Source organism: Mesobacillus harenae (genome assembly GCF_013343715.1).
Taxonomy (GTDB): Bacteria; Bacillota; Bacilli; order Bacillales; family Cytobacillaceae; genus Mesobacillus_A; species Mesobacillus_A harenae.
This window is the reverse complement of the sequence record NZ_JABUNR010000003.1, coordinates 240,844-263,888: the sequence shown is the minus strand read 5'-3', so window position 1 is coordinate 263,888 and position 23,045 is coordinate 240,844. Positions and strand designations below refer to the sequence as shown.

18 protein-coding genes, 1 other RNA gene and 1 other annotated feature are annotated in these 23,045 nt (G+C 41.5%); of the genes, 4 read left to right on the top strand and 15 right to left on the bottom strand.

What is annotated here, in order from left to right; all coding sequences use genetic code 11:
- Positions 1-32 precede the first annotated feature (32 nt).
- Positions 33-455, bottom strand: a complete 423-nt coding sequence (gene cymR, locus HRJ06_RS05285) for a cysteine metabolism transcriptional regulator CymR (RefSeq protein ID WP_174729982.1) — start codon at positions 453-455, stop codon at positions 33-35.
- Positions 452-1,141 carry a YczE/YyaS/YitT family protein gene (locus HRJ06_RS05280; RefSeq protein ID WP_174729979.1) on the bottom strand — a complete coding sequence of 230 codons (690 nt, stop codon included), beginning with the start codon at positions 1,139-1,141 and terminating at the stop codon, positions 452-454. Before HRJ06_RS05280 ends, cymR begins: the two co-directional genes overlap by 4 nt.
- 197 nt (positions 1,142-1,338) lie before the next feature.
- Between HRJ06_RS05280 and HRJ06_RS05275 the strand changes: the two genes are divergently transcribed.
- Together HRJ06_RS05275 and HRJ06_RS05270 are read left to right on the top strand one after the other, a co-directional pair.
- On the top strand, positions 1,339-2,622 hold the full coding sequence (locus tag HRJ06_RS05275; protein WP_174729976.1) for a replication-associated recombination protein A: 1,284 nt from the start codon (positions 1,339-1,341) through the stop codon (positions 2,620-2,622).
- Between the two features lie 99 nt (positions 2,623-2,721).
- Positions 2,722-3,234 (top strand): hypothetical protein, encoded by a 513-nt coding sequence (locus HRJ06_RS05270; RefSeq protein ID WP_174729974.1) that lies wholly within the window; start codon positions 2,722-2,724, stop codon positions 3,232-3,234.
- A 535-nt stretch (positions 3,235-3,769) separates the two neighbouring features.
- Here the strand turns inward: HRJ06_RS05270 and HRJ06_RS05265 are convergent.
- The 5 genes from HRJ06_RS05265 to HRJ06_RS05245 all read right to left on the bottom strand — a co-directional run bounded on the left by HRJ06_RS05265 (position 3,770) and on the right by HRJ06_RS05245 (position 8,757).
- Positions 3,770-4,531: a tRNA threonylcarbamoyladenosine dehydratase gene (locus HRJ06_RS05265; RefSeq protein ID WP_174729971.1), complete on the bottom strand. Its 762-nt coding sequence runs from the start codon at positions 4,529-4,531 to the stop codon at positions 3,770-3,772.
- Between the two features lie 358 nt (positions 4,532-4,889).
- A non-coding RNA gene (ssrS, locus tag HRJ06_RS05260) (6S RNA) lies at positions 4,890-5,080 on the bottom strand.
- 60 nt (positions 5,081-5,140) lie between these two features.
- Positions 5,141-6,919, bottom strand: a complete 1,779-nt coding sequence (gene aspS, locus HRJ06_RS05255; protein ID WP_174729968.1) for an aspartate--tRNA ligase — start codon at positions 6,917-6,919, stop codon at positions 5,141-5,143.
- 12 nt (positions 6,920-6,931) lie between these two features.
- A complete protein-coding gene (gene hisS / locus HRJ06_RS05250) occupies positions 6,932-8,203 on the bottom strand; it encodes a histidine--tRNA ligase (RefSeq protein ID WP_174729965.1) in 1,272 nt (423 codons plus the stop codon).
- A 78-nt stretch (positions 8,204-8,281) separates the two neighbouring features.
- Positions 8,282-8,518 (bottom strand) — a binding site (T-box leader).
- A 62-nt stretch (positions 8,519-8,580) separates the two neighbouring features.
- Positions 8,581-8,757: a hypothetical protein gene (locus HRJ06_RS05245; RefSeq protein WP_174729963.1), complete on the bottom strand. Its 177-nt coding sequence runs from the start codon at positions 8,755-8,757 to the stop codon at positions 8,581-8,583.
- Positions 8,758-9,318: 561 nt separating this feature from the next.
- On the opposite strand from HRJ06_RS05245, the gene HRJ06_RS05240 reads away from it, so the two are divergent.
- Positions 9,319-11,067 carry an N-acetylmuramoyl-L-alanine amidase family protein gene (locus tag HRJ06_RS05240; protein ID WP_174729960.1) on the top strand — a complete coding sequence of 583 codons (1,749 nt, stop codon included), beginning with the start codon at positions 9,319-9,321 and terminating at the stop codon, positions 11,065-11,067.
- 51 nt (positions 11,068-11,118) lie between these two features.
- Here the strand turns inward: HRJ06_RS05240 and dtd are convergent, their stop codons facing one another.
- The 8 genes from dtd to HRJ06_RS05200 all read right to left on the bottom strand — a co-directional run bounded on the left by dtd (position 11,119) and on the right by HRJ06_RS05200 (position 21,356).
- Positions 11,119-11,559 (bottom strand): D-aminoacyl-tRNA deacylase, encoded by a 441-nt coding sequence (gene dtd / locus HRJ06_RS05235; protein WP_174729957.1) that lies wholly within the window; start codon positions 11,557-11,559, stop codon positions 11,119-11,121.
- A gap of 12 nt (positions 11,560-11,571) precedes the next feature.
- Positions 11,572-13,767, bottom strand: coding sequence for a RelA/SpoT family protein (locus tag HRJ06_RS05230; RefSeq protein WP_174729954.1), 2,196 nt, complete (start codon positions 13,765-13,767; stop codon positions 11,572-11,574).
- Positions 13,768-14,038: 271 nt separating this feature from the next.
- A complete protein-coding gene (locus HRJ06_RS05225; protein ID WP_174729952.1) occupies positions 14,039-14,551 on the bottom strand; it encodes an adenine phosphoribosyltransferase in 513 nt (170 codons plus the stop codon).
- Positions 14,542-16,911 (bottom strand): single-stranded-DNA-specific exonuclease RecJ, encoded by a 2,370-nt coding sequence (gene recJ / locus HRJ06_RS05220; protein WP_174729949.1) that lies wholly within the window; start codon positions 16,909-16,911, stop codon positions 14,542-14,544. Before recJ ends, HRJ06_RS05225 begins: the two co-directional genes overlap by 10 nt.
- A 192-nt stretch (positions 16,912-17,103) precedes the next feature.
- Positions 17,104-17,412, bottom strand: coding sequence for a LapA family protein (locus HRJ06_RS05215; protein ID WP_174729947.1), 309 nt, complete (start codon positions 17,410-17,412; stop codon positions 17,104-17,106).
- A 17-nt stretch (positions 17,413-17,429) separates the two neighbouring features.
- Positions 17,430-18,353, bottom strand: a complete 924-nt coding sequence (locus tag HRJ06_RS05210; RefSeq protein ID WP_174729944.1) for a cation diffusion facilitator family transporter — start codon at positions 18,351-18,353, stop codon at positions 17,430-17,432.
- A 256-nt stretch (positions 18,354-18,609) separates the two neighbouring features.
- Positions 18,610-20,874 (bottom strand): protein translocase subunit SecDF, encoded by a 2,265-nt coding sequence (gene secDF / locus HRJ06_RS05205; protein WP_174729941.1) that lies wholly within the window; start codon positions 20,872-20,874, stop codon positions 18,610-18,612.
- 185 nt (positions 20,875-21,059) lie between these two features.
- Positions 21,060-21,356: a post-transcriptional regulator gene (locus HRJ06_RS05200; RefSeq protein WP_174729938.1), complete on the bottom strand. Its 297-nt coding sequence runs from the start codon at positions 21,354-21,356 to the stop codon at positions 21,060-21,062.
- Between the two features lie 113 nt (positions 21,357-21,469).
- Between HRJ06_RS05200 and spoVB the strand changes: the two genes are divergently transcribed.
- Positions 21,470-23,032: a stage V sporulation protein B gene (gene spoVB, locus HRJ06_RS05195; protein ID WP_174729935.1), complete on the top strand. Its 1,563-nt coding sequence runs from the start codon at positions 21,470-21,472 to the stop codon at positions 23,030-23,032.
- Positions 23,033-23,045: the final 13 nt, after the last annotated feature.

Sequence of the window (23,045 nt, the reverse complement as noted above, 5' to 3'; positions counted from 1 at the left end):
GCAAAACTATACGTTTGTGCAGTCAGTTCAAATTAAATATAAAACATGTACGCATCCGATTCTCCGCTATCTTCTGAATGGCTAGCAAGGTCTTCTATAGTCGTATTATCGAGCACTTCTTTTACAGCATCTCTAATGCGGATCCAAAGTTCTCTTTTTGCCGGTTCTTCGTCTTCGATTCCTTCAACCGGACTGATGGGCCCTTCTAGAACTCGGATGATGTCTGCCGCTGTTATTTTAGAAGGAAGGTCTCCGAGGATATATCCTCCATAAGCTCCTCTTACACTTTTAACTAGTCCTGCATTCCGCAATGGAGCCACTAGCTGTTCTAAATAGTGTTCGGAAAGATCATTTGACTGAGCTATCGCTTTTAAAGATATCGGCCCTTCACCATACCGCTTAGCTAATTCAATCATAATGGTAAGTCCGTAACGTCCCTTTGTTGATATTTTCATAAAACCGCACCTCGCTTCGTTTCTTCTCCCTGATTCCCTTTTAAGAGTTCTTTCTTATTATGAACATGTTTTAATACTTTATCGGTTAGTTTCTGGCATTGCGGGATTGCCAGTCCTGCGATCGGGCCAATTGTCATACTAAAAACCACAGTTCCCCAAAAAACCGGACCGCCAAGCCGCCAGCCAATTAACAAAACAACCAGCTCCATTCCAGCGCGGACATTGCGGATTTTCCACTTTCTCTTAGAGGCAAGCGCAATCATCAAGCTGTCACGAGGACCTGCCCCAAACTGGGCTGATATATATATTCCCATTCCATATCCCATCAGTATCGTGCCAATCACAAACATAGACGCTTTTCCGGCAAATGAGCCTGGTGTCTGCATAAATGGAAGCAACATGTACAGGTCAATAAACAAGCCAACAAGCACCATGTTTAAAAACGCACCGAACTTTGGAAATTCCTTTGATATGATGGTAGATAAAGATAATATAAACAAGCCAGCAATAACTGACCAACTCCCAATAGTCAAGCCAAGCTGATAATAAAGACCTACATGTAAAACATCCCATGCAGTGGCCCCAAGACTGCTTTTAATCAACAAAACAATTCCAAGAGCCATAATCAAAAGACCGGTTGTATAAACCGCGAATCTGGCCCCAATAAGGCCTCTCCTTTTATTCATGATCTCCGCTCCTGTTAATATCTATTTTGATTTATTACGCTCTAAAAGATTTTACCAAAATTCTGAGTCAATAGGTAAGCTTTTGACATTATAGCATAAATTAAACGGCAAATGAATTTGCGTCCTTCTTTGGTTATGTTAGATTTAGTAGGTAGAAATCTACTTATTAGGTTTTATATATTGGAGATGACAATGCTATGAACGTAAAACCGCTAGCCTTTAGAATGAGGCCAAAATCAATTGAGGAAATAATCGGGCAGCATCATCTTGTTGGAGAAGGTAAGATCATTGACAGGATGGTAAAAGCGAAACAGTTATCTTCCATGATCTTATATGGACCACCCGGAATAGGAAAAACGTCAATCGCGAGCGCGATCGCAGGGAGTACAAGGTATGCTTTTCGAAATTTGAATGCAGTGACTAACAATAAGAAGGACATGGAGGCGGTTGCAGCAGAAGCTAAAATGTCTGGAAAAGTCATTTTACTTTTAGATGAGGTGCATCGCCTCGACAAGGGAAAACAGGATTTTTTACTGCCCTACCTTGAAAACGGTATGATCACGATGATTGGGGCCACAACAAGCAATCCTTATCATGCCATAAACCCGGCCATCAGAAGCAGATGTCAGATCTTCGAGCTAAAGCCTCTTACGCCTATAGATATTGAAAAGGCCTTGAACCGTGCCTTGGGAGATACAGATAGAGGGTTAGGCCAATACCAAGTCAATGTAACGAGCGATGCAATGGAGCATTTTGCAACTGCTGCAAACGGGGATGTTCGAAGCTCACTTAACGCGCTTGAGCTCGCTGTTCAGTCAACTGCTCCAAATGATGAAGGGCAGATCATCATCGACCTGAACGCAGCAGAGGAATGCCTGCAAAAAAAAGGGTTAGTCCACGACAAAGACGGGGACGCCCATTATGATGTTTTATCTGCTCTCCAAAAATCAATCAGGGGAAGCGATGTGAATGCGGCTCTTCATTATCTTGGCAGGCTTATTGAAGCCGGAGACCTGCCGAGCATCAGCCGCCGCCTGCTAGTGATTGCCTATGAAGATATTGGGCTTGCAAACCCACAGGCTGGGACCAGAACCTTTACAGCAATTGAAATTGCAGAACGGATCGGATTCCCTGAAGCCCGTATTCCCCTTGCCAATGCCGTTATCGAGCTTAGCCTGTCCCCAAAATCAAATTCTGCCTACTTGGCCATTGATGCAGCCCTAACAGATATTCGCAAGGGGATCAGCGGGGAAGTTCCTGACCACTTAAAGGACGCACACTATGCTGGAGCAAAGGAGCTAGGAAGAGGGATAACCTATAAATATCCCCATGACTATGATGGCGCTTGGGTTCCGCAGCAATACCTTCCAGATAAAATTAAAAAAAAGGTATACTTTCATCCTAAAACAACCGGCAAGTTTGAACAGGCTCTTGGTGCCATCTATGAGAAAATTAAAAGCGCAATGGCACGAGTAAAGTAATCTATACGCGGTTATATCTTGAATGGCAGCTTTCCAAAAGTATATTTTATCCTTCCTCGGTGAGGATAAGCATACAATGAGCGATAAAGGAGGGAGACAGTGAAAAAACGAAAAGACGCCTGGACAGAGGCAGAAGATAAAAAGCTGTCATTTCTCGTCCAAGACTCCGTAAGAAAAGGATATTCAAAAAGCCAGGCATTTCAGGATGCAAGCACGCTGGTTGGGAGAACTCCAGCTGCTTGCAGGTACCGTTGGAATAATATTTTGAAAGTTAAGACCGAACCTGCAAAAATGAAGGCAGCTAAGTCGTTGCCAGCTACGCATGAACCAGCTCAAGAAATGACGTTGTCTTTTGATAACATTATCGATTTTCTTAAATCAATAAAAGCGGCCTCAAATGAAGGCAGCTTACAAACAGAGAACATGCAGCTTCAGGAAGAGAAACGTCAGTTAGTGAAAAAACAAAAACAGCTATTGGAAAAGGTAAGACTGAGAGAAGAAGCATTTCTTCAACTCCAGGCTGATTATAAAAAGCTTGTCTTAAGTATTCAAGAAGTCACAGGAGGTTTATATCCAACAGAAGAACAGCCTGAAAATAAACTCCTGCACTAGAAAAAAGAGTTATAAACAAAAGCCCCTTAAAATGAACGGTGAAAAAGCCCTGTGCTTCGTACCCCTTTTAACATGATGACATAATTTTTTGTCAGCGTATGAATTCATATGCTAAATGTTATACTTATCCCTAATTCAGTCAAATCAGTGATCTATAAAATAAGCGGAGACTTTCCCGTTAGACTGTAGAATAGAGCTCGGTTTGGGGTATATAAGCGGAGATTTTCCCGTTAAGTAAAGCAAAATGATCTGTTTTCTGGTTTTTCGACTTAATTAGCGGAATCTTTCCCTCTATTTAAGCTGCTTTTTGCGTTTTTTCATAATTAAGAGGAATTTCTCCGCTTATTTATCAACCATGCAGATCCTCCTCACTTATTTACAGGTATGATGTTATTCAGTATCCAATCTTGTAAAATACCTGAATAAGTGCACTATCGAGTAGCGATTCTTGAAGAATGAGGGGTATAAAAAATGCTTGGAGCATATGTCTCCAAGCATTTTTATTTAGTCCGAATTACTATACGAATTCGTATTTTTAATCATTTACACGGTGGATCTGAATATCACTCAATAGCTCTCTCATAACATAGCTTGCCATTACCAGCCCTGCTACTGATGGTACAAATGCATTGGAGGATGGAGGCATTTGAGCTTTTCTGATCTCGGAATTTTCATTTCCAATTTCCTTTTTTACCTCGTCACGAATCACGATTGGGCTTTCATCTGAAAATACGACCGGGATTCCTTTTTGGATTCCTTCAGCTCTTAGCCTCTTTCGAATAACCTTGGCAATTGGATCTGTATGAGTCTTAGATATATCGGCAATCTGAAATCTGGTAGGATCCATCTTATTAGCTGCTCCCATGCTGGAGATGATTGGGATTTTTCTCTGTAGGCACTCTTTCATTAAATGAATTTTATAAGAAATTGTATCTGAGGCATCCACCACAAAATCAAGGCCATAGTTGAAAAATTCTTCATACGTCTCCTCTGTATAAAACATTTTTAGAGAGATGACTTCACAATCCGGATTAATATCCCTTATCCTCTCCTCCATGATCTCGACCTTTGGTCTGCCAACCGTTGATAAGAGTGCAATTAGCTGTCTATTTACATTTGTGATATCAACATCATCTTTATCTACCAGCACAAGCCGTCCAACGCCAGACCTTGCAAGTGCTTCTGCAGAAAATGAGCCAACACCGCCAATACCTAAAACAGCAACCGTTTTATTTTTTAGTAATTCGAGGCCTTCCTTGCCAATAGCCAGTTCATTTCTTGAAAATTGATGAAGCATATTCTCTCACTCCAAATTTTTAGGATTAAGCATACAATCGAAACCTATAATTATATATACATTCGGTTCCCTGCTTTAAAAGTCGATATCGTATTTTATCTATACCCGATAAAGAATATATCATACTTTTTTTAAATACAAGTATTTCGATGGGGATATCGCACCTTTTTAGCTGGCTTAGTAAAAGTTTTATAGAGATGAGCTAGTCGTCAAAATTTTTCCCTTCCAGATCTTCTCTTACCTCTTAAACTTCGCTCCTCGTATTGGACCAATCCTTACGTCACATATAATTAACGATATTTTTATAATCTCATACAAAAAACCCCATGCGTTTGCATGGAGTTCCGGATTATGTAAGAAAAGTCCCAATCGTGCCGTCGCTGCAAATGCCTTTGTTTTGAACCCGCTCCGAGCAGGTGGGTGACCTGTTTTAAACTTTGTAAGTCCTCAACACTGCAAGGCTTTTACGCAGCTTTAAAAACTCTGGACTCCCGTAAACAAAATGTTCGGTCAAAACTTCAGGTAATACAACGAACACATCAGGACTTTTCTTTTATTGAGATTATAATACCATTTTCAGGTCTCATTTTCAAGGATCTAGAATGTTACTTATTCCTTACCTTTGTTAAAATTTAATGACAAATGGAGCTCTTTCAACTGAGCTTGACTCACTTCACCAGGAGCATCAGTCAAAAGGTCGCTCGCGCTCGCAGTCTTAGGAAATGCAATCGTATCACGAAGGTTAGAACGCCCAGCCAGGAGCATGACCAACCGATCCAAACCAAGGGCAATTCCGCCGTGCGGAGGTGTGCCATACTCAAAAGCTTCAAGGAGGAAACCGAATTGTTCCTGAGCCTCTTCACGGCTAAAGCCCAAGACAGAAAACATTTTTTCCTGTACTTCCCGTTCGAAGATCCGAAGAGAACCTCCACCAAGCTCATAGCCATTTAGAACAAGATCATACGCTTGAGCTCTTACACTAGCTGGATCAGATTCAAGCAAAGGCAAATCTTCTCTTGCTGGCATTGTAAAAGGATGATGTGCTGCATAATACCTATTAGTTTCTTCATCATACTCTAACAGGGGCCATTCTGTAATCCAAAGGAAGTTGAATTTGCTTTGGTCAATTAATTTTAGTTCTTTAGCCAGTTTTATCCGAAGAGCACCAAGTGAATCTGCTACCACACTTTTTTTATCAGCTACAAATAAGAGCAAATCACCAGCTTTTGCAGAAAGCAACGAGGAAACAGACTGCTGTTCTTCCTCAGACAAGAATTTAGAAATAGGACCTTTTAGGCCTTCTTCTTCAGATTTTAGCCAAGCAAGGCCCTTAGCTCCATATCGGGAGACAAAATCTGTGAGTCCATCAATATCTTTTCGGGAATATAAAGCAGCTCCGCCCTTCACATTGATGGCTTTAACCTGCCCGCCGGCTGCTATCGCACCAGAAAACACCTTGAAGCCGGAGTCACTAAGAAGTTCAGACAAGTCCTTTAGTTCCATTCCAAAACGGGTATCAGGCTTGTCAGAGCCAAAACGGGCCATCGCTTCATCATAAGACATCCTTTTGATCGGCAGGTCAATCTCAACACCTTTAACTTCTTTCATAATTTTAAACATCATGCCCTCTGTTAAGGCAATGATATCATCCTGGCTCATAAAGCTGGTCTCAATATCGATCTGTGTAAACTCAGGCTGCCGGTCGGCACGCAGGTCTTCATCACGGAAACAGCGTGCAATTTGATAATACCTTTCGAAACCGCCTACCATTAACAACTGCTTGAAAATCTGAGGTGATTGCGGAAGAGCATAGAACTCACCCGGATGGACTCGGCTAGGAACGAGGTAGTCTCTGGCACCTTCAGGAGTGCTTTTTGTTAGCATTGGTGTTTCTATATCTAAAAATCCTTCTCCGTCCAGGTAATCCCGGACAGACTTGGTTACATTGTGGCGCATTTTAAAAGTCTCATACATAACAGGTCTGCGCAGATCTAAATATCTGTACTTAAGTCTTACATCCTCTGAAACTTCTGTCCCATCAGCTATTGTAAATGGAGGAGTTTTAGCATCATTCAGGATGGTAATCTCCGATGCATGAATTTCAATTTTCCCAGTTTTAAGATTTTCGTTGATAGTTCCAGGCTCACGTGCTATAACTGTCCCTTTGATATCAAGGACATACTCATTCCTCACCTTGTCTGCGACAGCAAGCGCTTCTTGGGAAACCTCAGGATTGAAAACTACCTGAACGATCCCAGTCCTGTCACGAAAGTCGATAAAGATAAGCCCGCCCAGGTCGCGTCTTTTTTGAACCCAGCCCTTTAAAGAAATCGTTTCACCTATTGCTTGTTCTGTCACTTCACCACAATAATACGTCCTTCCAAACATCTTACTTCCCCCTTATTTGCATAACTCCGTAAATTTTTCAATGAATTCATCAAGCTGGATTTCAATCTGCTCCCCATCCGCCAGGGACTTCAGATTAATTTTATTTCCACTAAGTTCATCATCACCCAAAACCGCTACATACTTAGCATTTAAACGGTCCGCAGCTTTGAATTGGGCTTTTATTTTTCTGTTTAAATAATCCCGTTCAGCTGAGAATCCTGCTTTTCGTAACTTCCCAAGCAGGCCTACTGTATAATCTTTAGCCTCATCACCAAGGGCTGCGACATAGCAGTCTATTCCTCTTGTTAATGGGAGTTCTACTTTCTCAGCGTCAAGTGCGGCCAGGAGTCTTTCAATGCTTAAGGCAAACCCAATTCCAGGTGTCTCTGGCCCTCCTATTTCTTCAACAAGCCCGTTATAGCGTCCTCCGCCACAAAGAGTGGTTATAGCTCCAAAGCCCTCTGCATTGCTCATAATTTCAAAAGCTGTATGGTTATAATAATCAAGTCCGCGAACAAGATTTTGATCAACCTCAAACGGGATATCAAGCATAGTTAAATACTGTTTAACCTTTTCAAAATAACTGCTCGATTCCTCGCTTAAATAATCAAGGATTGATGGAGCGCTTTTAATAAGCTCATGGTCACTATCTTTTTTACAATCCAAGATTCTCATTGGATTTTTTTCAAGCCGCCCCTGGCAATCTCCGCAAAATTCTTCAATTCTCGGTTCAAAATGCTCGATAAGTGCCTGCCTGTGAGCACTTCTGCTTTCTTTATCCCCAAGACTGTTTATAACTAGCTTCAGTTTTTCCAAACCGAGATCCTTATAAAGAGACATTGCAAGTGAAATTACTTCTGCATCAATAGCAGGATCAGCGCTGCCCAGTGCCTCAATCCCAAATTGGACAAACTGACGGTATCTCCCTGCCTGCGGCCTTTCATAACGGAACATTGGTCCCATATAGTAAAGCTTAACAGGCTGCTGCGCATCGCCGAACATTTTCTTTTCAACAAAGGATCTAACCGTCGCGGCTGTTCCTTCTGGGCGAAGTGTTAAGTCTCTACCCCCGCGGTCTTGAAAGGTGTACATTTCTTTTTGAACTATATCTGTTGTGTCGCCTACCCCTCTAAGGAACAATTCGGTATGCTCAAAGATCGGTGTGCGGATTTCACGATATTGAAATTTTTCACAAAGTTTTCTGGCCGCCTCTTCAATCAACTGCCATTTTTCAACTTCACCCGGTAAAATATCTTGAGTGCCTCTCGGTATTTGAATTGACATTTCCTCTTTCCTCCTATGAATCATAAAAATAATAATATGTATAAATAATAAAAAAAACCCCCGTTCCTTGTTATAAAAACAAGGGACGAGAGCTTTGATTTCCCGTGGTACCACCCTAATTGAAGCAATAAAAAAAAATGCTTCCTCTTTAACAGTTAACGCCTGCCTACGTTCTCCCCTACTAAACTAAATCTTTCGGAGAGAAACCTACGGAGTGTTCAATTCATTAAGCCAGTGTGCGAAAATGCTTTCAGCCAGGACATTTTCTCTCTTTTCACCTATTTCTTAACTACTATTCTCCATCATCGGTTTTAATAATGCTATCCCGCTTAGTTTATATTATAATACGGACCTTAATCTCGATTGTCAAGTAGATCCTATGACCGTTCCATCTGTTTTTTTAGATTTCTTACATCCCGAACTGTCAAGCCGAATTCCGAAGCAAGCTCTACCATATTAGAATTTTGTTCCTTTTGCATAAAATCATGAAAATCCACCCCGAAGATTTGATTGTCTCCAGATTGGACAACCGCCCCTTTTTCACTAAATCGCACATTTATCCCTCCGTTTCATTAAAGATTATTCTTTCCCTTCACCCTCGATTTTTTCCATAAATCTTTCTAAAATATCAAAATAAAAATAAAAGTATTTAGACAAACGTCGATACAACACAATATAGCCGTGCGTTCAATGGAAAAATCCGTTAAAATAAATAAAGTGGAGACGACTGACCAGAAACGAGATAACTGGAAGGTCCGACAAAGAAGCGGTCCTTGCTTCTGTCGGAGGACCTGAAGTTTTCCGAGTTTCTAGGAGTCGCAGCTGGAATAAGAAATGCGGAGACGACTGACCAGCTTCGACAAGCGCTGGAGGGCCAGCAGGGGAAGTCGTTCTTTGACTTCAACAGCTGGACCGAAGCGACTCGAGAAGCTAGGAGTCGCAGCTGGACAAAGAAATGCGGAGACGACTCGGAACAAGCATAGCGTGTTCCTGCGAGGATGATTCTGGGAAGCTTCCCTTAGTGACCAGAAACGAGAAAACTGGAAGGTCCGACAAAGACTGCCAATTAGTTAACAAGAAAGATATAGATAGATATACATAAAGGGGAGTTAAATATGGTTCAAAAACTGGGGATAATGCTGATCTGTTTATGTATGGCCTGGAGCACTTTCCTGCCACAGGAAAGTGCCGAAGCAAGCACCAATACGGTAAAAATCACTGCTGACAGCTTAAATGTCAGGAAAGGGCCTGGATTGAGCTATGGAGTTAACGGGCAAGTCAGAAAAGGGGAAACATACAATCTGGTTAAGGAAGATGGCGATTGGGTGCAAATCTCTTTAAAAAATGGCAGCAAAGGCTGGGTTGCTGGCTGGTTTATTAAGAAGGAGACAACCGTTTCTTCTATAAAGCCTTCTGCAAAGAATGAGACAGCTACGATAACCACAAATGGTCTTAGGATAAGGAAAGGGCCCGGTACAGAATTCCAGATTGTCGGCTCATTAAATAACGGACAAGCTGTCCAGGTACTTGAACAAAATGAGAATTGGACAAAGGTGCGGTTTTCAGCTGGGGAAGGTTGGGTTTCACAAGAATATCTAGCATTTTCTAGTCCCGCTTTGTCAGGAAACAATATTAAGACAACAGCCAGCGGGAGTATTCTGGCTGACAATTTAAATGTGCGAGCAACAGCGTCTTTAAATGGGCAAGTAATTGGAAAGCTTAATAAGGGCACCTCAGTTAAAATCATTACTGAAGAAAAGAGCTGGACTAAAATCGAATACAAAGGACAAGCAGCCTGGGTTAGCAGCCAATATGTTAAAAAGGCAGCAGCTTCATCTTCTTCCGATCAAGCAGGGTCCTCTTCTTCCTCTACCGAAAGAACTGGAATAGTTACTGCCTCATCATTAAACGTACGTAATTCAGGGTCTTTAAACGGAAAAGTTGTAGGTTCCGTGACAAAGGGGCAGAGCTACAAGATCATTGAGGAGAAAAACAACTGGGTAAAGATAGAATATAAGCCTGGATCATTTGGATGGGCAGCAGGATGGTTTTTTGATAAAACAAATAAAGTACCTTCCGATCACAATGTCTCGAAAAGCACTGTACAAATCCTTCACAATGGTACAAATATTCGGAAAGGGCCCGGGGTTAAACATCAAGTTGCAAAAAGAGTAAATCAGGGAGCCAACTTTTCCATAACTGGTCTAAAAAATGACTGGTATGAAATTGAACTTGAAAATGGGGATAAAGGCTATGTAGCAGGTTGGATCGTTTCAGTTTCTGGGGCTGCTCCACAGATAGAGAGGCCCGGTGCATCCCTTCATATTAAAAATAAAACGATCGTCATTGATCCTGGCCATGGGGGCAGAGACAGCGGAACTATTGGAGCCAGAGGAACCTTGGAGAAGGATTTGAATCTCAGGACAGCAAAGTTACTTTACGATAAACTTAGAGCTAGTGGAACAAAGGTTATTCTAACTAGAAGCAGCGACAGTTATCTATCTTTGAAATCCCGGGTAAGCACGTCCCAGTACAATAATGCTGATGCTTTTATTAGCATCCATTATGATAGTATCTTCGATAGAAGTGTAAGAGGAATTACAAGCTATTATTATTACTCCCGAGAAAAATCCCTTGCCGAATATGTTCATTCATCAGTAATTTCCCAGACAAAGTTAAAAGATCGCGGGGTTAGGTCTGGAAACTATCATGTGTTAAGGGAAAACAGCCAAAAGAGCATCTTGCTGGAATTGGGTTATTTAAGTAACGCATCGGAGGAAATGGCCATTTCCTCAGGAAATTATCAGGAAGCTGTCACGGCTGGAATTTTTGAGGGTTTAGCGCGATACTTTAAATCTAACTAAATACTAAACGGAGTTGAAGATGAAAAAAAGCCCCCTTTTCAGGAGGCTTTTTTATTTGCTTTCAATAATCAATGTAACAGGGCCATCATTGGTAAGCTGGACATCCATCATAGCACCAAACTCTCCGGTCGCAACTTTCAATCCCTTTTCACGGAGACAGCTATTGAAAAATTCATAAAGCGATATCGCTGCTTCAGGCTTGGCAGCTTCCATAAAATTCGGTCTGCGGCCCTTTCGACAATCACCATAAAGAGTGAATTGGGAAACTGATAAAATCTCGCCTCCTGTGTCAAGCAATGAAAGATTCATTTTGCCACTTTCATCTTCAAACACCCGAAGGTTAGCAATCTTATCTGCCAGAAAAGCAGCATCTTTTTCTGTATCTTGATGTGTAATTCCAATGAGAACAACAAACCCTTTATTAATCTCGCCAATGATTTTACCCTCAACTGTTACATTGGCAGCTTTACTGCGCTGAACAACTGCCTTCATTGACCAAACTCCTTAATTCATGATTCTTCTGACAGCATACACATCAGGGATCTGCTTGATCCTATCAACCACTTTTTGAAGGTGACTTACATTTTGAATCGCAATTGACATAGTAATGGTAGCCATTTTATTTCTGTCAGACTTCCCTGATACTGCTGTAATGTTCGTTTTAGTTTCACTAACCGCCTGAAGCACTTCATTAAGCAATCCGCGACGGTCATAGCCGCTAATCTCTATATCAACATTATATTCTTTTTTATCATTTAAAACTGTATCCCACTCAACCGGGATTAATCTTGCCATTGCATCATCCGTATTGATGTTGGTACAGTCTTCACGGTGGACGGATACGCCTCTTCCCTTCGTGATAAACCCAATAATATCGTCCCCAGGTACCGGACTGCAGCATTTAGAAAGGCGGATTAAAAGGTTATCGACACCAGACACCCTTACACCTGATTCCCGCTTCCTGGCCGAAGGAAAACTTTTCAGTTCAGATACTGCGTTGGTTATTGTGGTTTCCTGCTCTAAGTCTCGCTTTTTACGTAACTTCTCGGTCAGTCTGTTCGCAACCTGTAGAGCCGTTACTCCGTTATATCCTACAGCCGCATACATATCATCTTCACTTGTAAAGTTAAATTTATCGACTACCCGCTTAAGATTATCTGGCGTCAGTATTTCTTTAGTATCAAAGTCCATATTTCGAATTTCTTTTTCTACAAGCTCCCGGCCTTTTTCAACATTCTCATCTTTACGCTGTTTTTTGAAAAACTGCCTAATTTTATTTTTCGCCTGAGATGTCTGTGCAAGCTTAAGCCAATCCTGGCTAGGACCGTAGGAATGCTTGGATGTTAAAATTTCAACGATATCACCTGTTTTAAGTTTATAATCCAGCGTAACCATTTTCCCATTTACTTTTGCTCCAATGGTTTTATTCCCAATTTCCGAATGAATTCTATAGGAAAAATCGATTGGGACCGAACCGGCCGGCAATTCAATCACATCACCTTTGGGGGTGAATATGAAAACCATGTCAGAAAATAAGTCAATCTTCAAAGATTCCATAAATTCTTCGGCATTGGCTGTATCATTCTGAAACTCAAGTATTTCCCTAAACCAGGTTAATTTTGTTTCGAACGATGAACTCTCGGTAACAGGTTTGCCTTCCTTATAGGCCCAGTGCGCAGCAACCCCAAATTCAGCAATACGATGCATTTCGAAAGTTCGAATTTGAACCTCAAGAGGGTCCCCTTTAGGTCCTATAACGGTAGTATGCAGAGACTGGTACATATTGGGCTTTGGCATGGCAATATAGTCTTTGAAACGGCCCGGCATCGGCTTCCAGCATGTATGAATAATCCCAAGAATCGCATAGCAGTCTTTAATACTGTTAACAACAATACGTACGGCTAATAAATCATAAATCTCGTTAAACTGTTTATTTTGGATGGCCATTTTACGATAGATGCTGTAAATGTGTTTTGGCCGTCCTGAAATTTCAGCTTTTATCGAGACTTCATTCATACGATCGCGCACTTCTGTAATGACTTCCTCAAGATATTGTTCACGCTCGGCACGTTTTCTTTTCATTAAGTTCACGATTCTGTAATACTGCTGAGGGTTTAAATATCTTAAAGCCGTATCCTCGAGCTCCCATTTAATCTTAGAGATCCCTAGACGGTGGGCAAGCGGAGCAAAAATTTCGAGCGTTTCATTAGAAATTCTTCGCTGCTTTTCTATCGGCAAGTGCTTAAGTGTTCTCATATTATGAAGACGGTCTGCAAGTTTAATTAAAATAACCCGTATGTCCTGTGCCATAGCAACGAACATTTTTCGGTGATTTTCAGCCTGCTGTTCTTCCTGAGATTTATATTTAATTTTACCGAGCTTTGTCACGCCATCAACAAGCATAGCCACTTCGTCGTTAAAGACGTCCCTCAAGTCCGCAAGGGTAACATCCGTATCTTCAACAACGTCGTGAAGAAAACCGGCTGCAACCGTAGCTGGGTCCATTTCCAGGTCAGCAAGAATGCCCGCTACCTGGATCGGATGGATAATGTACGGTTCTCCGGATTTTCTGTATTGGTCATGATGTGCTTGTCTGGCAAATTCATATGCCTTTTTTACAAGCTCAACATTTTCCTCATTTAAATATGCTTGTGTACTGTCGATGACTTGTTCGGCGGATAACACTTGATCGTTCGCCATATAATCACCTTTATTTTCTTCATTTATAAAAACAGTTTATCCGTTCTGAGTTAGCATGATAAGAAGTTTTTTATGTGAATTAATTAATTTGTACCTGTACCCTTCATCAAATAGAAGGTATGAAGGATTGTTACCATTATCAGAGAAAAGAAGCAAGATGTAAAGAGATAGGTGATTATTTTTAAGGGAATTAAGAAATTTGTCGAAAAACTTTTTTATGGGAGCGCTTATGTAAAAGAGAGCACTCAACCTGAGCGCTCTCTTTTCGGTATTAATATTGCATCAAAGTCATAATATCATAATCATCAAGTTTACTGCGTCCGTCCAGATATGAAAGCTCAATCAGGAAGGCAATACCTGCGACAACCCCACCTAGCTCTTCAACGAGCTTGATCGTTGCTTCAATCGTTCCTCCAGTAGCCAATAGATCATCCGTAATCAGTACACGTTGTCCTGGTTTAATCGCATCTTTATGAATTGTCAGTATATCTTTTCCATATTCAAGACCATATTGTACCTTTATTGTTTCTCTTGGAAGTTTTCCTTCCTTTCGTACAGGTGCAAAGCCAACACCAAGGGAATAGGCTACCGGACATCCGATAATAAAGCCGCGCGCTTCGGGACCGACAACTAGATCAATATGTTTTTCACGTGCATATTCGACAATTTGGTCTGTAGCATATCGGTATGCATCTCCATTATCCATTAGAGTCGTAATATCTTTAAACTTTATACCAGGTTTCGGCCAATCCTCGACGATTGTTACATATTGTTTTAAATCCACTCTGTTAGTGCCTCCTCATTTTTAACAGACCCTTGAATGACTTGGTCGAACCAGCTCTTTAACTGCTGAAACGAAGAAAATAGCAGATCATTTTCAAGAGTAAATTGCGCAAGTTTTTGCTGATATGTTTCAGATTCCATTAAATCCCGTTTGGGACCGCTTTTATTTAAGGATATAAATCCATTGTTTATTTTAACAAAATCTAGTTCAAAAAACACCTTTGACATAAAAATAACTGTTTCCTTAGTCCAGCCGCGATGTTTTGCGAGCTCATCACCATGACGTTTTATATCAAAGCTTTCCCTCTTTGCCAGAAAAGCATAGTACCATTTGAAGTGGTCCCTCGTTGGTATTGTACTGAAAAATTCGCTGTTTTCCTTATGGAAGTGAGCATAGATCCTTGATGGGACTTTCTCTTTAACCAACTCAGCAAGAATTTCCTTAGAAGGAGGCAAATCTAATAAAACTATATTTTTCGAATCGATAGGAAACTGACTGGCTTCCTCTTCCGAACGAATCAAAGTTATATCTTCCAGGCCGCCAGCCGTGAAGTTCTCCAGGTTATCTTGGGAAAAACAGATGTACTGGCTATTCTGCTGCGGGATAATTTCCTTAAGCTTGTCATGACGCTTTAGTCCTCTCAGATCGAACAGCTGCCACTCGCTAATGTGGACGTCCTGCAGGAAGATTTGCGGCTTTCTGTTATTATTCCATTCATTTATGGATAACTCGCCTACTGCCGAAAGTCTTGCATATGGAGAAATATGTTCATATAAATGACCCATTCCGAACCCAATGCCATCTAGGAGGCCGGCCTGTTTTCCTTCCAGGCTGAGCTTTAGATGATTCTGGTCGGAGCCAATTTTCCGCATAGCAGATATTTTCGCCTCTTTAACAAGAAATTTCGGCTTCGGATTGTCCATCCCGAAAGGTGCTAAAAGCTCCATTTCCTTTATGGAACTAACATTAATATCTGAGATACTGACTTCTGCGGTAATCTCGGTCAGAGGCGTAAAGTCCTCTTCAGCCAATTGTTCTCTGGCCAATCCATTTAAGCGGCTGCGCAGTTGGTCTACATCTCCCAGCTTTAATGTCATACCAGCTGCCATTGGATGTCCGCCAAAATGCGGGAGAATATCCCGGCAAGTGGAAAGATTCTTAAACAGGTCAAAGCCAGCTATGCTTCTGGCTGAGCCCTTAGCTAGTCCTGTTTCAGAATCGAAGCTTAATACAATAGTCGGGCGGTAATATTTATCCACGAGCCGCGATGCCAATATGCCGATCACTCCAGCATTCCAGCCTTCCTTTCCAACTACCAGAACTTGGTTATCCTCAATGGGAAACTGTGCTTCTACCTCAGCAAACGCTTCCTCTGTCATAGCAGATACCAGGGACTGCCGATCTCTATTCAGCATTTCAATTTCTTCTGCCAATTGACTAGCCTCAGCTGGATCCTCAGTCAATAATAGTTGGACGGCAGGATCAGCGCTTCCGAGACGGCCGGCTGCATTGATCCTCGGGCCAATCACGAATCCGATTGTTTCTTCTGATATTGAAGCCTCATCAGTCCTCGTAACAGCCAATAAAGCTTGAAGTCCTAGGTTGCTGGTTCGTTTTAAACGTTCAAGCCCCTTTTTAGCTATTAATCGATTTTCTCCAAGCAAGGAAACCAAATCAGCGATTGTTCCTAATGCTGCCATTTCCAAAAGTTCTTCAGGCACTTCTCCTAAAAGAGCGTGCGCAAATTTAAAAGCCACTCCAGCTCCGGCTAATTCACGAAATGGATAATTGCTTCCTTCAAGCTTTGGATGGACTATGGCAAATGAATCTGGCAGCTTCGGGCCAGGCTCATGATGATCCGTGATGATTAAATCAACGCCAAGTTCTTTAGCCACTTCAGCTTCATGCAAAGCAGAAATCCCAGTATCCACAGTAATAATTAGGCTGACTCCACTTTCAGCGGCACTTCTAAAAGCCGTTTCATTCGGCCCGTAGCCTTCTGTAAAACGATTCGGAATGTAGAATTCCACCATTGCACCGAGACGAAGAAGTGTTTTCATTAAGATCGAGGTACTGCTGACACCATCAGCATCGTAATCTCCAAATATTAAAATATGTTCATGATTATTAATTGCCTCTTTGACGCGATTTACTGATTTTTCCATATCATTTAGTAAAAATGGATCATGAAAACTTCCAGCCTGCTCAAATAAAAAATACCGGGCTTTTTCCACGGTATCCATTCCACGGTTTACAAGCAGGGATGCAGTAAGAGGAGTAAGTTTAAGCTCTTTCGCAAGTTCGCTTACTTTCTCACTGTTCGACTTTGCAATAATCCATCTAGATTTAGATTTTAACATACGTTCACCCCTCAGCCTATTTATTATACATAAGGGTTGGGAACGTTTCAATGTAACAGTTAGGAAGTTTGCTAGATCACATCCTCATATTTTTTCAAAAAATGCTGTTAAAAGTAAATAGGGGCTGCTGTTGTCAGCAACCCTGATTCATATGAGCGTATCAGTAAAACTGTACTTCCCGCAGATATCCTTTTAAGCATCTATAGGTTTTGTCTCCTCGAGTACTTCTGGATTTTGTTGCTGAACAAGTTCCTTCTCTAAACGATCTTTTTCCTTTTCCAGAACCTTAACTTTTCTTTGGAGCACGTACATTCTGAAAATACCAACAGAACCTACAATTATTCCTCCCATAAGAACCGATCCTAGAATAATCAGGATCAGTGGCCATTCAGCCTGGCCAAATAAATAATTAACTGTTACTGCATCCACGTTTATGACCGCAAATACAGCAACAATTAAGGCAAATCCTATACCCAGCAAAAGTGTCCATTGAAATTTCATATAATCACTCTCCCTTGCTATTCAATTTCAACGTTATCCTCCCGAGTGCCTTCTGTATTATATGGGTTAATATGAACAAAGACATTTTGTACATTTGGGGATTCCATTAATTTTCTTTTTACTTCTTTACCAATTCGGTGCCCTTCCTCAACAGTTATAAGAGGTGCGACTGCAATCTTCAAGTCGATAATCACATAATGGCCGTGCTCTCTAGCATGCAGTTCATCGATTTTTTCTACACCAGCTATCTCACGTACAACTTTTTTAAACTCTTCTGTGTCTTCCTCGTGGAGAACATGGTCCAATGTATTATGAATCGATTCTTTTCCAAGCTTCCAGGCCATTCTAATGACTAGAAGAGCAACAAAAATACCTGCCACGGGGTCACCGTAGACAAGCCAATCAATGTCTAGGTAGCCTCCTATCACTGCTCCTCCTATCCCTATAAGTGCGGCAAAAGAGGAATACACATCCGAACGGTGTTCATAAGCATTTACAATAAGGGCGTCACTGTTCAGTTTTTTGCCAAGGTTAAATTTATAACGAAACATCCATTCTTTAACTATAATTGAAAAAATTACGGCAGCAATGGCAATTGCCTTCGGGGCTTCTAATGGATGAAAAAAGGCCTCAAAAGATGATTTGCCAATCTCAAACCCGACAAGCATTAATAATACAGCAACAATAATCGCCGCAATTGATTCTGCTTTTCCATGGCCGTACGGATGATCCTCATCTGGCGGCTGTTTGGCTGCCCTTAAGCCAACATAGACCGCTAAAGAGCCGGCCACATCAGATGCTGAGTGTACAGCATCCGCTATAAGTGCACGGCTGTTTGCATAAATCCCTATTCCCCATTTAAGGATAGCTAAAACGATATTCCCGACTACCCCAACCATGGCTGCAAATTCTGCTTGTTTAAAACGATCTTGTTTTTCCATTAAAAACTTCCTTCCCCTTATATTAATCAAGTAAGCCGTTAGTTTTTATTTTTGGCCAAAATAGCTTTTATGATAGCAGGTCTTAGTATTTCGAATTTATAATAGTTTATCCTTAAATCATTTACTTCTAACCTGAAAATTCGAGATAGCGAAGGAGCAGGTATACAACAAGTCTATCTTACCAACAAGTAAAGCCACAGGGACTCCCTGTGGCTCTGCTCAATTACCCTTCAATACATCACCTTATCGATAAGGTTTATACCTGAGGCTCATCGGAGCTTACTTTCTTTTCCTTATATGTTTTGATGACCCCTTTTTTCTTCAGCTCTTTATTCTTCCAAACAAGCCAAAGCTGGGCAGCAATAAATAATGATGAGTAGGTTCCTGATATTAGCCCTAACAGCAAGGCCAGTGAAAAGTTGCTAATAGACGGGCTGCCAAATATCATCAAGGCCACGACTGCAATCACAACTGTCAAAACCGTATTAATAGACCGTGCCAGTGTTTGACGCAGACTAGAATTAACTACATCAGCAATATCATCAAACGTTTTGAGGCGCTTTTTCTTTCGCAAGTTTTCACGCATGCGATCAAAGGTAACAATTGTATCATTTATTGAATACCCCACAATTGTAAGAACAGCAGCGATAAAGGTTAGATCCACTTCAAGCCTTGCAATGCTGAATACGGCAATTGTAAAGAAAGCATCATGCAGCAGCGCTATAACTGCGGCAAGAGCCATAAACATTTCGAAACGGAGGGTTACATATAAAATAATTCCCACTGATGCGATTATAACAGCGATAATCGCATTTTTAGCCAGTTCCTTCCCTATTGTAGGAGAAACGGTGCTTACATTTGTTTGGTCACTTCCGAATAGCTCATTAAAGTGGTCTTTCACCTCGGAAATTTCCTCCTTGCTTAAGACCCCTTTATAGCGAGCAACACCGATTTCATTGTCGTTACCTGAAATAACGATATCTGTTGTCTGGATTCCAAGCTTATCTAGTTCTGTCTGAATCTGGTCAGCCGTTACTCTTTCATCAGCCAATACCTCAATTCGGGTTCCGCTGGCAAAGTCTATACCAAGATTTAAACGGAAGACAACTAGGATGATTAAGCCTGCACCAAGCAAGGCTCCAGAGAATAAGAAATACCTTTTTCTGTGTTTTACAAAATCAAATTTATCGAAGCGGGTTGGAAGATCAAGGGTATCGTAATTATCCGCAATATCTTTTATTTCCCCCGGCTTAACTCCGAACCAGCCTGGCTTTTTCTTCAAGAAGTTACTGTTAACCCATAAGCCAAGCAGAAGCCTCGAACCGAACACCGCTGTGATGAACGAGACAAGAATACTGACAATCAGCATTGTTGCAAACCCTTTTACTGAGCTTGTCCCATAGAGAAACAGGACCGTTGCCGCAAGGATCGTTGTAATATTTGCATCAAAGATAGTCGAAAGGGAGTTCTTGGCTCCGATCTGAAAGGCTGATTTGACCGGCCTTCCTACTTTGAGCTCTTCCTTGATCCGTTCATAAGTAATTATATTTGCATCCACAGCCATCCCTACACCCAGAATAAGGGCAGCAATACCAGGCAGAGTCAATACCGCATTCATCCAGTCAAAGATAAGCAGAATGAGATAGATATAAACGGACAGTGTAACGACCGCGATCACTCCAGGGAATCGGTAATAAAAAATCATAAATAAGAAAATAATCAGGACACCAATTATTCCAGCCAGAACAGTCTCATCTAAAGCCTGCTCCCCAAACTTTGCCCCCACAGAAGTGGAGTAAATCTCATCAAGCTGAACAGGCAATGATCCTGCGTTAAGCAAAGAAGCTAGCTGCTGAGCTTCCGGAACAGTAAAATCACCGGTGATTTCGACGTTTTTTTGTGTTAAAACTTCCCGGACAGCAGGTGCTGAGAGAAATTTAGGATCTTCTTTCATTCTCTCTGCCTCAAAAGAGTCTTGGCCTTCTTCAAAGTCCAGCCAGATAACCAACTGATTTTCAGGGGCCATCGCCAAGATTTCTTCTGTTACCTCTTGGAATTGCTCTCCGCTTTTTAGCGTGATAGAAACACTGGGCCTTCCTTCTGAATCAAAGCTTTGCTTTGCTCCATTCTCAGCCAGGTCAGCGCCATCCATCATTTTTCGGTCATTCACATCACGGAAGCTTAGATTTGCCTCCGTAGACAAAATTTCCCGAGCATTATTTTGGTCCGTTACTCCTGCGAGCTGGACACGGATCCTGTCTTCACCCTCGATTTGAATATTAGGTTCACTGACTCCAAGGACATTAATTCGCCGATCAAGTGCCTCAGCTGTACTTGTTAATGTTTCCCGGTCAACTTGACCTTCATCAATCGGACTTACTTCATACAGAATTTCAAAGCCGCCCTGTAAATCCAGGCCTAATTTGATATTTTTAATAATATTCTCAGTGGTACTCCCCATTAAGCCTCCAATTGCAATAAGCAGCAAAAAGAAAGCTATGATCCGGCTGCGTTTAACCATTAAGTAAAAATCCTCCTTTATAGTGGGAAAGGGCATAGCTAAAGATATCTGCTCTAGTAACGAGAAGAATCGGTGTGCGCAGTTCTGTCGCGCAAAAGCTATGATATTGCAAGATTGCCTTTTCATTATGTATCACAACAAGAAAGGCTGTCAATTTGCTTTTTATGTTCGGGTTTTATCTGAAATTACTTTAACAGCTCCCTGCGATCTTTCTCATCGTCCAAATTGAAGTCTTCCAGCTTAAACGCCTCTACTGTAGCAAAATTCATGTATGTACTGACCCGCACAGATAGAATATCTGCTACTACCTCGTAAAGCTGGATATCATCTTTAGGCTTTTTCCACTTTTTTTTCATTAAAAAATTCCAGAACTCTCCTTCAGTAACAGTTCCATAGCCGAGCATTTTGAATTCTTCAAGCTTGCTGTCTATTGCAGGTTGAACCATTTGCCGATACGCATCATACTGGTGGCTTTTAATCATGCCAGCCCGCCTCCTCACCGCTATTTCTCTTTTTTAATGTCATGCTTTGTCCACTTTCTTGCATATAGTTAATTGTATATGAAATTAGCTTGTTTGAGAAGGCAGGGAGCTAGATGTCCAAGTTTATAAAAGGAACGATTATTTTACTATTAGCCGGACTCGTAACGAGGATTCTTGGCTTTATTAACCGTATAATGATCGCCCGTCTCCTTGGAGAAGAGGGCGTTGGCCTATATATGATGGCTTTTCCAACGCTCATACTGGTTATCACTATTACCCAGCTTGGCCTGCCAGTGGCTATCTCCAAGCATGTTGCAGAAGCACAGGCACGGGGAGATCACGGGAAAATAAAAAAGATTTTAGTCGTTAGCCTTGCTACGACTATTTCCATGTCTATTGTTTTTACTCCTGCCATTATCCTGTTAGCTCCGTATTTATCGCAAACTCTGTTTACAGACGATCGCATCCTTTACCCGTTGTTGGCTATAACACCGATCATACCAATTGTGGCCGTTTCCTCTGTTCTTAGAGGGTATTTCCAAGGCAAACAGAATATGAAGCCGGCAGCTATATCACAGGTGCTTGAACAACTGATAAGAATTACACTAATTGCTGTTTTAACAAGAGCCTTTTTGCCTTACGGAATCGAATATGCTGCTGCTGCAGCAATGGTAGCATCTGTCATAGGAGAGCTATTCTCGCTGGGTTATTTATTAACCGCTTTTAAACTAAAGAAAAAATTCCCGCTCAGGAAAAATTTCTTTCAATTTATCCAAAGCGGGAAAGCAACATTTAATGATTTAATGGGGATTGCTCTGCCTACCACTGGAAGCAGGCTGATAGGTTCTATATCGTGGTTTTTCGAGCCAATTGTCGTAGCACACAGCCTTGCACTTGCAGGGGTAATTACAGTAGCGGCGACCAAGCAGTATGGGGCACTAACTGGCTATGCCCTCCCATTATTAATGCTTCCTTCCTTTATCACTTTTTCCCTTTCTACCGCACTTGTTCCAGCAATTAGTGAAGCTTACTCGCAAAATAATTCGGCTTTAATTGAAAGAAGGCTCCAGCAGTCACTTAGAATTTCTCTTTTGACAGGCGGACTTTCAGTAATCTTTTTATATATTTTGGCAGACCCGTTAATGCTGCTTTTATACGGCTCTTCCAGTGGAGCTGTATTTATTAAGATAATGGCACCCTTTTTTATTTTCTATTATTATCAGGGTCCGCTCCAGGCTACACTTCAAGCCCTTAACCTTGCTAGAGCAGCCATGATTAACAGCCTGATTGGAAATATAATCAAAACGGCTGTCATTTTTATGCTCGCCAGCCAGCCTGCTTTTGGAATAAACGGGGTAGCTCTCGGAATGATTGTCGGGCTTGTTCTAATTACCATGCTCCATTTCGCAACAGTGCTTAAAACAATATCGTTTACCTTTCATGTGATGGAATATGTAAAAACCTTTATCGTTATTGGAGTTTCCGGCTGGCTGGGCCATATGCTCTGGAGTGTATTTGATCCGTCGGTTTTCCTTGCAGGAAAAGTTGTAGTGACAGCCACTTTTATGGGGGTTACATATCTTACCATAGCCTTGTTCTTTGGCCTTGTTAAAAAAGACGAACTTGCAAGAATCCCTTGGATAGGAGGCCCACTTTCAAAAATTGTATTCCGGTAAAGCGCTGAGGCAT

Bases quoted from the DNA above. Each gene is read 5' to 3' on its own strand.
- HRJ06_RS05265 (WP_174729971.1), bottom strand. From the start codon at position 4,531: ATGCTTCATCAATTTTCAAGAAATGAACTGGCTATTGGCAAGGAAGGC.
- HRJ06_RS05280 (WP_174729979.1), bottom strand. From the start codon at position 1,141: ATGAATAAAAGGAGAGGCCTTATTGGGGCCAGATTCGCGGTTTATACA.
- secDF (WP_174729941.1), bottom strand. From the start codon at position 20,874: ATGGTTAAACGCAGCCGGATCATAGCTTTCTTTTTGCTGCTTATTGCA.
- cymR (WP_174729982.1), bottom strand. From the start codon at position 455: ATGAAAATATCAACAAAGGGACGTTACGGACTTACCATTATGATTGAA.
- HRJ06_RS05275 (WP_174729976.1), top strand. From the start codon at position 1,339: ATGAACGTAAAACCGCTAGCCTTTAGAATGAGGCCAAAATCAATTGAG.
- dtd (WP_174729957.1), bottom strand. From the start codon at position 11,559: ATGAAGGCAGTTGTTCAGCGCAGTAAAGCTGCCAATGTAACAGTTGAG.
- HRJ06_RS05210 (WP_174729944.1), bottom strand. From the start codon at position 18,353: ATGGAAAAACAAGATCGTTTTAAACAAGCAGAATTTGCAGCCATGGTT.
- HRJ06_RS05240 (WP_174729960.1), top strand. From the start codon at position 9,319: ATGGTTCAAAAACTGGGGATAATGCTGATCTGTTTATGTATGGCCTGG.
- hisS (WP_174729965.1), bottom strand. From the start codon at position 8,203: ATGTCAATTCAAATACCGAGAGGCACTCAAGATATTTTACCGGGTGAA.
- recJ (WP_174729949.1), bottom strand. From the start codon at position 16,911: ATGTTAAAATCTAAATCTAGATGGATTATTGCAAAGTCGAACAGTGAG.
- HRJ06_RS05230 (WP_174729954.1), bottom strand. From the start codon at position 13,767: ATGGCGAACGATCAAGTGTTATCCGCCGAACAAGTCATCGACAGTACA.
- HRJ06_RS05200 (WP_174729938.1), bottom strand. From the start codon at position 21,356: ATGATTAAAAGCCACCAGTATGATGCGTATCGGCAAATGGTTCAACCT.
- spoVB (WP_174729935.1), top strand. From the start codon at position 21,470: ATGTCCAAGTTTATAAAAGGAACGATTATTTTACTATTAGCCGGACTC.
- HRJ06_RS05215 (WP_174729947.1), bottom strand. From the start codon at position 17,412: ATGAAATTTCAATGGACACTTTTGCTGGGTATAGGATTTGCCTTAATT.
- aspS (WP_174729968.1), bottom strand. From the start codon at position 6,919: ATGTTTGGAAGGACGTATTATTGTGGTGAAGTGACAGAACAAGCAATA.